The following is a 12,078-nucleotide window of genomic DNA, read 5'->3' as shown; positions in this document are numbered from 1 at the left end:
TATTCGTGAAAAACCAACAGCCACATATCACGCCTTCCCCCGGCACCGCCATCATCACTCAATGGTTGGCGGGGAAAGCATTATCCCCCTTTGCCTTTCAAGAAGAAACATGGGCACACATGCTGCGGGGCGACAGCGGTATCGTTAATGCACCAACGGGTTGTGGTAAAACCTTTTCTGTTTTTCTCGGCAGCATCATTCAGTTTATTGATGCGCATCCTACCAATTGGCAGCAACAAAAAAACAACGGACTGCAATTGCTGTGGATTACACCACTGCGGGCATTGGCCAAAGATTTGGGTCGTGCCATGCAGGAAGCTATCTCCGACATTGGTCTGCCCTGGCAGGTAGGCATCCGCAATGGCGACACCGAGACCAGCGAAAGAGCACGGCAAAAAAAGCAAATGCCGGAAGTGCTCATCATCACCCCCGAAAGCCTGCAATTGCTACTGGCCATGAAGGGCCATCTATCCTTTTTACCAATCTCAAAGTAATAGCCGTTGATGAATGGCATGAACTGCTCGGCAGCAAACGTGGCGTACAAGTTGAATTAGCCATTGCCTACCTGCAAGGCCAATACGCCGCCGGCCACCTGCAGCAATACAAAGACGATACATTCCTGGCTCCTCGCCCTTTAGGGAGAGGCGGGGGTGAGGGCTCCTACCAACTACCAACCAGCAACCATCAACCATTACTCTGGGGTATCTCCGCCACCATCGGCAACCTCGATGAAGCCCGTGAAGTGTTGTTGCGCCCCTTGCAGCAACCCGGTGTGATTGTGAAAGCACAAATGCGCAAAGACATTGCCGTGCACAGCATCATTCCTGATGAGATTGAAAAATATCCCTGGGCTGGACACCTCGGCATTAAGCTGGCTGAAAAAGTGGTGCCCATTATTGAGCGAAGCAACACCACTCTCATCTTCATCAATACAAGAGGGATGGCGGAGCGGTGGTACCAAACCCTGCTCGATGTAGCCCCTCAGTTGGCAGGAGCCATAGCACTGCACCACGGCAGCATTGAACAAGAGCTACGCCTATGGGTGGAAGAAGCTTTGCATACCCATACACTTAAAGCTGTAGTTGCCACGGCCAGCCTCGATTTGGGTGTTGATTTTCGTCCGGTAGATACGGTGATACAAGTGGGTTCACCCAAAGGTGTGTCTCGTTTTTTGCAGCGGGCTGGCCGGGCTGGTCATCAACCCGGTGAAGTGAGCAACGTGTATTTTTTGCCCACACATGCCTTGGAACTGGTGGAGGCAGCGGCACTCAAAACCGCCATTGAGGATGGCGAAATGGAAAGCAAGGATCCGCTGGCTTTGTGCTTTGATGTGCTGTGTCAGTTTTTGTGTACGCTGGCCGTAGGCGATGGCTTTCGGCCGGAGCACATACTGCCCATGGTACAAAGTACCTGGTGCTTTCAAACCATGACGGAAGAGGAATGGTGGCAGGTATTGCTACACATTACCGAAGGCGGCAAGGCCCTGCAGCAATACGATGAGTACCGCAAAGTGGAAGTGATAGAAGGCGTGTACAAAATAACCAGCAGAAGACTGGCACTGCGCCACCGCATGAACATTGGCACCATTGTAAGCGATGCCATGATGAAGGTAAAGTTTGTAACCGGCGGCTATGTGGGTCATATTGAAGAATGGTTTATCAGCCGGCTGGACCCCGGCGATGTGTTTACACTGGCCGGTCGCAACCTCGAACTGGTACAGCTGAAAGACATGACCGTGATGGTGCGCAAAAGCAGCAAGAAAAAAGCCATTGTACCCAGCTGGATGGGCGGCCGCATGAGCCTGACTGCTAATTTGGGCATGGTGTTGAGAAGGACGATTGGGGAGGCTGCGTCATTGATTGAAAAGCAATCGCTTCTACCCCTCTCCCTTGGAGAGGGGCAAGAGGTGAGGTCAAATGAAGAGAAGACTAGACCAGGCTACATGACCACCAGCCCCGAGCAATGGCCTACCCTGCTCAAGCATGCAAAAGAAATGCGCAAAGAGCCCACCGTTGCAGAAAAACTACTGTGGCAAAACCTGCGCAATAGAAAACTGGATGGATACAAATTCAGAAGACAGCACCCTGTATTGTTCTTCATTCCTGATTTTGTTTGCCTCGAGAAAAAACTCATCATTGAATTAGATGGTTCAGTGCATAGAGACCCGGACAACGCCAAAGCAGATTTTTTCAGGGCCTGCCACTTATCGGAACATGGCTACGGCATCATGCGATTCTGGAACAGTGAGATTGAAAAAAATCAAATTACCGTTTTAGAAAAAATCAGGAACAGGTTAGCAGCAATAGATAGTGTAGCGACTATTCAGGAAAGACTGCAAAAAGCAAGACCGGAATGGTGGAGGGAGTATGTGGGGAATAGACATGAGGGACAGCATTTGAAGAACGGCCTCACCCCCAGCCCCTCTCCGGTGGAGAGGGGGGCAATACAAGACAATGATTTGCTCAACCCCAGCCCCTCTCCGGTGGAGAGGAGGGCAAAGGCAGAAACTTCCCCCGAACTCCAGGCCCTCATCCCCCTCTTCGAATTACAATCCCAACTCTCCCACATTCCCCGCAACAACGAGCTGCTGATAGAGCACCACGAAAGCAAAGAAGGCTTTCACCTGCTGGTGTATCCCTTTGAAGGTCGGGCCGTACACGAAGCCATGAGTGCCATTCTGGCCTACCGCATCAGCCGCAGTATGCCCATTACTTTTTCCATTGCCATGAATGATTATGGCTTTGAACTGCTGAGCGACAAACCCATACCGGTAGACGACAGCAATGTGCATGCGTTATTCAGCACCGAAGATTTGTTTTTGGCCATGCAGCAAAGCGCCAACCATGTAGAAATGGCCATGCGCAAATTCAGAGACATTGCCGTGATTGGCGGTCTCATTTTTCAGGGCATGCCCGGTGAGCAAAAAAAAGCCCGGCACCTGCAGGCATCAGCATCGCTGATTTTTAAAGTGTTTAAAGATTTTGACCCCGACAACCTGCTGCTGCGGCAGGCCTATCAGGAAGTGTACGAACAACAAATGGAAGAAGTGCGGCTACGACAAGCCTTGCAGCGCATTCAGCAACATGATATCATCATTCGCTGGCCGGAGAAGTTTACTCCACTCTCTTTCCCCATTATTGCCGACGGACTCAACCGCAACAATCTGTCTTCCGAAAATCTGGAAGAACGCATCCGCAAAATGGCAGCGGCACTCAACGCCTGACTATTGTCAGCAATCTGTGTACGTGCTGTTTACATAATGTCCAACAAACGGCGAATTACTTCGCTGAAATACGCCCCATTGCCCGGGCCAAACCAGTTCATCACCCTTGTTTCGTAGCCTTCGGCATCGTAGCGGTTGTCGGGGGTAATGTAGCCGCAATAACCACCGTTGAAACTGGTCACCATCAGGTGCTTGCCATTTTGCTGTGCATAGGCTTGCAGCGGCGCCATCAGTTCGCCACCAAAATCGCAGGGCATGCCCACCAGTAAGAGGTCGCCTATTTTCAGCGCTTTAACTTCAGCCGGATAATCGCCATACAAGCGGCTCCACAACCAATGCCTGAAACACCAGTTTTGCGTGAACCGCCACTGCGGCTCCCGTAGCTCTAGCGGCAGTGTTACCGGCCACAGCACATCGCCGAGTGGAACCGACTTTTTGAAAGCACCATGCTGCAATGTATCGGCCAAACCATTGGCCATGTATGAAAGTTGTTGCCAATCGCTGCCATCGGGCTCCACCGGCCCCATGCTGCCCACCGCACCTGCCATGTACATGGCAAAACGTTGCTGTTGCTCCAGCTGTGCCAGCAAAGCACCGGGATAATCGCGGCTGAGCTGCATCACCGAATCACTCAAGGTGGTGGCATGGGCCGCAAAACTGTGTAGTGACACGGTCTCGCCACTATGCAACAAGGCATGCAGCGAATGCAACACATGGTACTCTGGCGCCGAATCGCCCAGCACCCGGTTGCGCACCAGTTGGGGTGCCTGCCGTTCTTCGTATACCAACTGTGCCCCAGTGGCATGCCTGGCTGCCAGTGCCATGCTCTGAATAATTTGCGCCGCCAGATTGTTCACCAACTCCTGATTGTACGTACCTGCAAACAACTCACCAATATAGTTTTTACCCCAGCCACCCATGCTGTTGTGCGTATGCGTGGCACCGATGAATACATTGTTCCACTCAATACCGGCGGCGGACAACCGTGCCTTCACCTGTTGCGTCACCTCAGGAGGAATAATGAGCAAGTCGGCACTCACGATGGCGGCCTTGGTATTGCCCTGCTGCAACCACAGTGTGCGTACAAACAAGCTATCGTGCACCTGCAGCACGGGCCTGCCCTCCCGCTTGCCATAGCCCGCCGTAGGTACGGCATGGTTGGGCGTAATGTTTACCTTGGCATAGCCCACCCGCAGCACGGTATCGGCTACGGGCGGCGGATGCGTAGCCGCCAGGCTATCGAGGCGCTGCATCATGTGCCGGTACCAATCGGTTTGGGCGTACGGCGTACGATCTACCCGCCGCACCACAAAGGGCACCGCCAGCAGCAGCAATACCAACACCGTGATAACGACCCGAAACAGTATGTTAAAGAAACGACGCATGGGGTGGAATTGGGAAGGATGAAGTTAGGGCAAGAAAGAAGTATCAAGCCTGCACATCATGATTATTATCAACGAACATTCAATCGGTTTGAACAATACAGACAATGTGGATTGACTTAAAAAAAAAGATTGATTATCAATGTAGAAAATGTGGCGAGTGTCGTCTATTTTTGAGTTGTGCGAAACTAAAACGATACTATCCTTGAATGAATCTTACAAATGGCTTAAGGAACAAGAAGAATTAAAAGAATCTAAAATTGAAAAGTTTTTGGGACCATCTTTTATTCTAGAACAGACCAACAATTTTCCAGGGCTTAAAAGAACAGATGATGTAACTGACTTCGAGTTTCATCCAAGGCCAGTGAAAGGTTTCTTTGGTATTATTCTGTTGTGGCCGTTTGTCGGGCTAGTTTTAATGGGCATGATTAAAATTTTGTCGGCTGTGCTTTTGCTATGCATTGCGGGACTAGTAATTCATTTGACAATTTATTGGAGGACAATGCAAAAGTCCGACAGAAAAATAAGTCTAAACGGCACTGGGATTCGATTTGACGATGAACAGTTAATTTCTTGGACGGACATTACTCTGACAGCAATCTTGACAAAACCAATTGGCAGAAACAAAAGAAATTTTCTTGTTGTCGTTACTAAAGGAGCCGACAATTCATACAAGAGAAAGGACTATGAGTTAACCGATTATTTTAGCTGGAACGCATATGGCTTCGCTTCGACAATCTCGAGTAAAATCGAATCTATTAGGAGTACCATGAATTCGCACAACAATGGGTTTGCCGCTATGGCGGGGCGACAGCTGTAACTTCGGCTATTTGCAATCATCAACAGCAGTTTCAGCATGACAAATAAAGCCAGGCTTTTAAGTCTTATCTTCAACAATTAAATAAAACGGTGCAGCGGTTACGGGCAGACGTTCAATGAATGCCGCCACAGCAGCAAGCCCTTTACGTTGTACGTTATTCTAAACGCCCCCTACTAACAGACAATGATAGTTGAATTTATAGGACACGGTATTCATGAGGACGACAATGAAACTTGTGGCAACTACATTTGCTCGTCTATTAAAAATCCTGTTTTCACGGACATAACAGTTTTTGTAGCTTTCATTCGCAAGCCAGGTATTTTAGAGTTAAAACCTTTTATTCAGCAAGCAATTTCTGAAAATCGGAAAATTACATTCTTCGTAGGACGCAACGAGTTTATAACATCAAAAGAAGCATTAGAACTATTGCTTGAATTAGGAGTTTCAACCTATATCTACAACTCTGACATTTTTATTTATCACCCAAAGGTTTACCTATTTGAAGGGGCTAAGAATAGAATTATTACTGGCTCTTCCAATTTAACCAAGACAGGTTTATTCTACAATGTAGAATGTTCATTATTACTTGATTTCAGTAATCAAGACAGTGCTGGAATGAAAGTTTTAAATCAACTCAAAGATTATTTTTCTCCTCTCCTTGATTTTTCTGACCCTAACCTTGAATTTGTAACACAAGCACATATTGACAAACTATTTGCAGATGGCTTAATACCGACTGAAAATTTTGAGTATCAAGTAAACTATACTGTTAATCCGAACGGAAAAGAAACAAAAAAGTTAAGCTACCTGAAATTGGGGAATTAGGAAACCTTGAAATTACAGATAACAAACCCCGAAAGAAATATAAGAACCATGTCCTGACGATTACTGATGCCTATTTGCAAAAATGGGACTACATGTTTGAACGGCTTAAAGCATACAAGGAAGAGTTTGGAACATTTACAGTTAAAAGAGATTACGCAGACCATGTTTTACATGCTTGGTACATTAAGCAAAAACTCCTGTACAAGCATCCAGAACTGAAAATGCCACAAGAACATATTGACAAATTAACAGCAGTCGGATTTTATTTTGGAGACGGCCACAAATTAAGGGAAGAATTAATAGTACAAGAATGGCTTGAACTGTTGAAAGACGCAATAGCTAACAACGAAAAAATAGTACAAAATCAATCATACACTTACAAAGGCAAAAAGCTTGGGACTTGGTTAATTGGAATTTCACAAGCAAACAAAAAAGGCAAGAAACTTGACATAAGAAAAAGAATTGAAGAAACAGGTTTTGATTATGCTAATACAAGTAGAACAGTTGAAAACGTAATAGCAAGATTAATTGAAGATTTGTATAAAGCTGAAAATCCAAATAAATTGGATTGGAGAACAAGATTTTTCAAGCACATCAAAAAAAAGGAGAAGCTAGACGATAAGACAATTAAGGACATTGAATTTGCTTGGGAATTTCATTTTCACGAAAAGCCAGTTTGGGGAAAGATGCATCCTGGCACTGTTGATAGAACTGCTGAATGGAAAGCATACAGAAAAAGTGAAGGCCGATGGTTTCCTATCACTTTGACAAATGGAGAGCCAATCAAATTACACCATTGGGTAAAACGTAAAAGAGAAAGTCCACGACAAATGAATAGAATAAAAGGTAAATTCACGGAACATGAGTTAAATGAACTTAAGGAAGCAGGCTTTCCTGTGTAGACAGACCCAAGCACAAAGCCCTCTGGCGCAAGTGTTCCGCACCAGCGGGCCACTTGTGACTTTACAATCCCGCCGGACTGTGTCCGGATGGAAAACGAAAAACCACTACCTAAACTTTACAGATAATGTACCCAACTATCAGCGTTGTGACCACCTATCAAGGAGTACCTTTAACCAAAGCGTACTACGACAATCATCCGGAAATTCATCACTTGTATCCTTCGCCGCAGGTTTTTCTAACCCAGCTCTACAAACCGCTGTTAGAAAAGGTATCCACAACCAATCAACCACAGTTGCTGGAGATTTCAGAAAACCGTGTGACCATCAACGGCCAGCCAATAGCATTGTGATTTTCTTCTCTTTTATAGGTGCTGGCATGCTGGCAGTAATGCCCGATACAATGGGCAACTGACACTGGCACCAACGACCTGCTTCGCAGCACACTTGCAGCAGTAAACACACTTCTGCCGCCACAAGATTTTTTGATTGTTTATTTGCAGGCATTGTACCCACCCCCTCCACATGAAAGAAACTTCCCCCATTGCAGTAGCCGATCGTTTGGACACCGGCAGCACCGGCATTTACCATTTGAAAAGATTGTGGGGCAAAGTCCTGCTTGGCCTGCAAACCAATCCGCAATATGCGCAGGAGCAAGAGCTGGACAGTTCACTGATTGACCTGCTGGGTTTGGGCCTCTTGCCTACCTACCAATTTTTATACAGCCATCGCCCCAGCTTTGAAGCCTTTGAGCAATGGGTGCTACAACAATCGGGCGGCAGCATCAACCCCGAGAAAATTCAGCAATGCAATCAATTGGTAAACGGCAACAGTTATGCTACAAGTGATGACGAACAAGAAGTGCTCACAGTAGCGGACATACAATTTTGGCATACATACGGCTACGTGATTGTGCGGAATGCCATTCCGCAAGCAGATTGTGCCGCCGCCCGGCAGGCTATTTGGGAGTATCTGAACATGGATGAAAACGACAGCGACACGTGGTACCACAATGCCGATACAGTGCAAGGCATTATGGTACCGCTATACCGGCATCCTGCCATCGATAAAAACAGGAATGCGCCCAAAATCAGAAAAGCATTTGAGCAACTATGGGGCCAAAAAGGGCTCGTAGTTACCACAGATAAATGTGGCTTTAATCCTCCTGAAACAGGCAGCTTTCGTTATCGCGGCATTGGCCTGCACTGGGATGTAAGTTTGGCGCAACCAATTCCCTTTGGCACACAAGGCATTTTGTATTTAACCGATACCGCCGCTCACCAAGGAGCGTTGACGGTGGTTCCTTCTTTTCACCACATCATTGCAAACTGGTTGACCAATTTGCCCAACAATTGCCACCCACGAACAGCCGATTTATCCGCTTTCGAAAAGAAGCCGATTGCGGCCAACGCCGGTGATTGCATCATCTGGAATCATTTGTTGCCGCACAGCAGCAGTCCGAATACAGCCAACCTTCCACGGTTGGTACAATATATCAACTGGTATTCGCCCTTGCAAAAAGTACACAGCGAATGGATTTGATAATCCGTTCTCACTTCGCATTCCTCATTTCCAATTCCGTTTCTTTGCGCCCCGATGGTAAGGCAACAGATTTGGCACAATCAACGCTTTTGGCTGCATGGCGATAAAGTGATGTTTTGGGAAGACACCCAAACCCTCATTGCCAGCGATTTGCACCTGGGCAAAAGCGGCCATTTTCGCAAGCATGGCATTGCCGTGCCGCAAGAAGTACTGAAGCAAGACCTGATGCGGTTGTTTGCCCTGCTGCAACATTTCAAGCCGCAGCGGCTGCTGGTAGTGGGCGATTTTTTCACAGCCATGCCAACAAAGAACATGAATGGTTTGCCCGCTGGCGGCAAGATGTAGCGCAGCTGCACATACTGCTGGTAAAAGGCAACCACGATGTGCTGCCCCAAGACTGGTACACCCAAACCAACATCGACTGCTGCAACGAGTGGCAGGAAAACGGACTCCGATTTGTGCACGAACCAGCAGACGGACAACAAGAGCTACCCATCATCTGCGGCCACATTCATCCGGGCATTCGGCTGATGGGTACAGGAAGACAAAGCCTGCGGGTGCCTTGTTTTTATTTTGCGCCTCAGCAATGCATTTTGCCCGCCTTTGGTGTGTTTACCGGCACCCATCCCATTCAACCAAAAAAGCAAGACGTTGTTTTTGCCATTGCCAACCAGCAAGTTATTCCCTTGTAGTGCCATGGTACACATTGCTTACGATCCCATTTATGCGCATCCGCTGCCCGAGGGGCACCGGTTTCCCATGCTTAAGTATGAGCTCATACCGGCGCAGCTGCTGCACGAAGGCAGCATTTCGCCGGCACAAATATTTTCGCCGGCAGCTTGCACCGAAGACATCATTTTGCTGACGCATGATGCCGGCTACTGGCACGACCTGGAGCAGCTGGCCCTTACGCCATCGCATATCCGTCGCATTGGTTTTCCGCTGTCGGCGCAGCTGGTGCAGCGGGAAATCATGATTGCACAAGGCACCATTGATTGTGCGTTGCTGGCCATGCAGCATGGCGTGGCGCTCAATGTAGCCGGTGGCACCCACCATGCATTTGCCAACCGTGGCGAAGGCTTTTGCCTGCTCAACGATATGGCCATTGCAGCCAATTATTTACTGCATCACCAACTGGCAAAACAAATACTCATTGTAGATCCGGATGTACACCAAGGCAATGGCACCGCCAGCATTTTTGCACAAGAGCCACGGGTGTTTACATTTAGCATGCACGGCAGTCACAACTATCCTTTTATCAAAGAACAAAGCGATTTGGATGTGCCCCTGCCCGATGGCATTGGTGATGATGATTACCTGCAACTGTTGCAGCAACATTTGCAAGCATTGCTGCACCGCCTACAACCCGACTTTATTTTTTACCTGAGCGGTGTAGATGTACTAAGCACCGACAAATTTGGCAAGCTCAACCTGAGCATGGCCGGCTGCCAACAGCGGGATACCATTGTGTTGCAGGCCTGCAAGCAGCAAGGCATTCCCTGTTGCATTGCCATGGGTGGCGGCTATAGCCCCGATATCAAACACATTGTAGAAGCACATTGCAACACCTTCCGCACGGCCATCGATTTGTTTGGATAGCGGCGCCGTTTGTTCATAAAAATTTATCAATTGGCGGCTGTTGTGGGGCTGTACATTTGCCCTTCTTAAAACAGCAAGGTCATGACGAAACGTTTTTCCCTTTTTGCATTGGTATCGCTGCTGGCACTGGCCGGCATAGCACAAGCGCCCAAAAAAGCAACGGCTCCCAAAAAGCCCAAGCTGGTAGTAGGCATGGTGGTAGACCAAATGCGTTGGGACTTTTTGTACCGCTACGCCAACCGCTACGGCGATGGTGGTTTTAAGCGTTTGTTGCAGCAAGGCTTTTCTGCTGAAAACACCATGATTCCTTATGCACTTACTGTAACAAGCTGCGGGCCACGCCAGTGTGTACACCGGTTCGGTGCCTGCCATCAACGGCATTGTGAGCAATGAATGGTTCGATCCGCAGACAGGCAAGGAAGTGTATTGCGTGGAAGATGACAATGTGAAAATTGTAGGCGGCGTAGAAAAATCGGAGCCCATGTCGCCCCGGAATTTGTGGGTTACCACCATCAGCGATGAGCTGCGCTTGGCGACCAATTTTCAATCGAAAGTGGTAGGCGTGGCCATCAAAGACCGCGGTGCTATTTTGCCTGCAGGCCACACCGGTACTGCTTATTGGTACGAAGGTGCCAACGGTGCTTTTGTCAGCAGTACTTACTACATGAATACCCTGCCTGATTGGGTGCAACAGTTCAACAACAAGAAACTGGTAGACAAGCTTGTACAGCAACGATTGGAAAACGCTGTACCCCATTGACACCTACAAACTCAGCGACGACGACAACGTGCCTTACGAAGGCAAAAATGCGGGTGAAGCTGCACCGGTTTTTCCGCACAGCCTGCGTCAGCATATAGGTAAAAACTATGGCGCCGTTCGGGGTACACCTTATGGCAATACCCTCACATTGGAATTTGCCAAAACAGCATTGAAAGCAGAACAGTTGGGCAAGGATGACATTACTGATTTGCTGGCCGTAAGCCTATCGAGCCCCGATTATGTAGGCCACCAATACGGTCCTAACTCTGTAGAAATTGAAGATACTTACCTGCGACTCGACCGTGAACTGGCTGCCTTCTTCGCCTTTTTAGATAAAGAAGTAGGTGCCGGCAATTATACCTTCTTTATTACAGCCGATCATGGTGTGGCTCATGTGCCTGCCTTTTTGGCGAAGCATAAAATTGATGTAAAGACTTTGTCGAGCAACACGGTTGACATCAACAAGAAAGTGGCAGAAAAATTTGGCATTAACGGGGCCATCCGCAATTTCAGCAATTACCAAATTTACCTCAACCACAACCGCATCGATTCTGCAGGAAAAGATGCTGAAGAAATCAGCAACTTCATTATTGCCGAGTTGAAAAAATTGCCGCATGTACTCAACGCCTTTTCATTTACAGAAATGGATGAAGCGGTGATGCCTGCCCAAATGAAAGAACGTTTTGCCAACGTGTACAACCCCAAGCTGAGTGGCGATATTGAAGTGGTGTTGAAAGCCGGCTTCTTTTATGGTGGTGCTACAGGTACTACACACGGCAGCTGGAATCCATACGATGCCCATATCCCTTGCGTATTTATGGGCTGGGGCGTAACGCCGGGCCGCACCAACCGCACCACGCACATGACCGACATCAGCGCTACCGTAGCGGCCATGCTGCAAATACAAATGCCGAGCGGCTGCATTGGCGAACCCATTGTAGAAATGCTGCAACCCAAATAAGCATTCGGGCTAAATGCAGCCCATGTGTAAAAACAGATTTGGACTGCCGCTGGCTGGCGGGCAATTT

At 48.1% G+C, this 12,078-nt stretch carries 14 protein-coding genes; 13 read left to right on the top strand and 1 reads right to left on the bottom strand.

Annotated elements, in window-relative coordinates; translation table 11 throughout:
- Positions 1-5: 5 nt before the first annotated feature.
- Together GLV81_RS20070 and GLV81_RS20065 are read left to right on the top strand one after the other, a co-directional pair.
- Complete coding sequence (locus tag GLV81_RS20070; RefSeq protein WP_246186283.1) at positions 6-494, top strand: DEAD/DEAH box helicase; 489 nt, start codon at positions 6-8, stop codon at positions 492-494.
- A gap of 251 nt (positions 495-745) precedes the next feature.
- A complete protein-coding gene (locus tag GLV81_RS20065) occupies positions 746-3,223 on the top strand; it encodes a DUF559 domain-containing protein (RefSeq protein WP_246186282.1) in 2,478 nt (825 codons plus the stop codon).
- Between the two features lie 29 nt (positions 3,224-3,252).
- On the opposite strand, the gene GLV81_RS06170 is transcribed toward GLV81_RS20065, so the two are convergent.
- Positions 3,253-4,608 (bottom strand): neutral/alkaline non-lysosomal ceramidase N-terminal domain-containing protein, encoded by a 1,356-nt coding sequence (locus GLV81_RS06170; RefSeq protein WP_157477766.1) that lies wholly within the window; start codon positions 4,606-4,608, stop codon positions 3,253-3,255.
- A gap of 202 nt (positions 4,609-4,810) precedes the next feature.
- On the opposite strand from GLV81_RS06170, the gene GLV81_RS06165 reads away from it, so the two are divergent.
- The 11 genes from GLV81_RS06165 (at position 4,811) to GLV81_RS19290 (ending at position 12,011) form a co-directional block, all read left to right on the top strand.
- On the top strand, positions 4,811-5,425 hold the full coding sequence (locus GLV81_RS06165; RefSeq protein ID WP_157477764.1) for a hypothetical protein: 615 nt from the start codon (positions 4,811-4,813) through the stop codon (positions 5,423-5,425).
- Positions 5,426-5,608: 183 nt separating this feature from the next.
- Positions 5,609-6,250: a phospholipase D-like domain-containing protein gene (locus GLV81_RS06160; protein WP_157477763.1), complete on the top strand. Its 642-nt coding sequence runs from the start codon at positions 5,609-5,611 to the stop codon at positions 6,248-6,250.
- A 74-nt stretch (positions 6,251-6,324) separates the two neighbouring features.
- Positions 6,325-7,152, top strand: a complete 828-nt coding sequence (locus tag GLV81_RS06155; RefSeq protein ID WP_281350793.1) for a helicase associated domain-containing protein — start codon at positions 6,325-6,327, stop codon at positions 7,150-7,152.
- A 146-nt stretch (positions 7,153-7,298) separates the two neighbouring features.
- Entirely contained in the window at positions 7,299-7,502 is a 204-nt protein-coding gene (locus GLV81_RS06150) for a hypothetical protein (RefSeq protein ID WP_157477759.1), read from the top strand.
- A 172-nt stretch (positions 7,503-7,674) separates the two neighbouring features.
- Positions 7,675-8,691 carry a phytanoyl-CoA dioxygenase family protein gene (locus GLV81_RS06145; protein ID WP_157477757.1) on the top strand — a complete coding sequence of 339 codons (1,017 nt, stop codon included), beginning with the start codon at positions 7,675-7,677 and terminating at the stop codon, positions 8,689-8,691.
- Positions 8,692-8,745: 54 nt separating this feature from the next.
- On the top strand, positions 8,746-9,036 hold the full coding sequence (locus GLV81_RS20060; protein ID WP_246186281.1) for a metallophosphoesterase family protein: 291 nt from the start codon (positions 8,746-8,748) through the stop codon (positions 9,034-9,036).
- Positions 9,037-9,074: 38 nt separating this feature from the next.
- Positions 9,075-9,383 carry a metallophosphoesterase family protein gene (locus GLV81_RS20055; protein WP_246186280.1) on the top strand — a complete coding sequence of 103 codons (309 nt, stop codon included), beginning with the start codon at positions 9,075-9,077 and terminating at the stop codon, positions 9,381-9,383.
- A 4-nt stretch (positions 9,384-9,387) separates the two neighbouring features.
- Positions 9,388-10,290 (top strand): histone deacetylase family protein, encoded by a 903-nt coding sequence (locus tag GLV81_RS06135; RefSeq protein ID WP_157477755.1) that lies wholly within the window; start codon positions 9,388-9,390, stop codon positions 10,288-10,290.
- An 81-nt stretch (positions 10,291-10,371) separates the two neighbouring features.
- Positions 10,372-10,683, top strand: coding sequence for an alkaline phosphatase family protein (locus tag GLV81_RS19300; RefSeq protein WP_197428986.1), 312 nt, complete (start codon positions 10,372-10,374; stop codon positions 10,681-10,683).
- Entirely contained in the window at positions 10,637-11,050 is a 414-nt protein-coding gene (locus tag GLV81_RS21125) for an alkaline phosphatase family protein (protein ID WP_197428985.1), read from the top strand. The genes GLV81_RS19300 and GLV81_RS21125 overlap by 47 nt, the downstream gene beginning before the upstream one ends.
- Positions 11,013-12,011 carry an alkaline phosphatase family protein gene (locus tag GLV81_RS19290; RefSeq protein WP_197428984.1) on the top strand — a complete coding sequence of 333 codons (999 nt, stop codon included), beginning with the start codon at positions 11,013-11,015 and terminating at the stop codon, positions 12,009-12,011. Before GLV81_RS21125 ends, GLV81_RS19290 begins: the two co-directional genes overlap by 38 nt.
- Positions 12,012-12,078 lie beyond the last annotated feature (67 nt).

It is taken from the genome of Phnomibacter ginsenosidimutans, from assembly GCF_009740285.1.
Classification (GTDB): Bacteria; Bacteroidota; Bacteroidia; order Chitinophagales; family Chitinophagaceae; genus Phnomibacter; species Phnomibacter ginsenosidimutans.
The sequence above is the reverse complement of the archived record's forward strand: the minus strand, read 5'-3'. Positions and strand labels throughout refer to the sequence as shown.

Excerpts from the sequence above, each read along its gene's own strand:
- GLV81_RS06170 (WP_157477766.1), bottom strand. The coding sequence starts at position 4,608 with ATGCGTCGTTTCTTTAACATACTGTTTCGGGTCGTTATCACGGTGTTG.
- GLV81_RS06160 (WP_157477763.1), top strand. The coding sequence starts at position 5,609 with ATGATAGTTGAATTTATAGGACACGGTATTCATGAGGACGACAATGAA.
- GLV81_RS06145 (WP_157477757.1), top strand. The coding sequence starts at position 7,675 with ATGAAAGAAACTTCCCCCATTGCAGTAGCCGATCGTTTGGACACCGGC.
- GLV81_RS20060 (WP_246186281.1), top strand. The coding sequence starts at position 8,746 with ATGGTAAGGCAACAGATTTGGCACAATCAACGCTTTTGGCTGCATGGC.
- GLV81_RS06135 (WP_157477755.1), top strand. The coding sequence starts at position 9,388 with ATGGTACACATTGCTTACGATCCCATTTATGCGCATCCGCTGCCCGAG.
- GLV81_RS19300 (WP_197428986.1), top strand. The coding sequence starts at position 10,372 with ATGACGAAACGTTTTTCCCTTTTTGCATTGGTATCGCTGCTGGCACTG.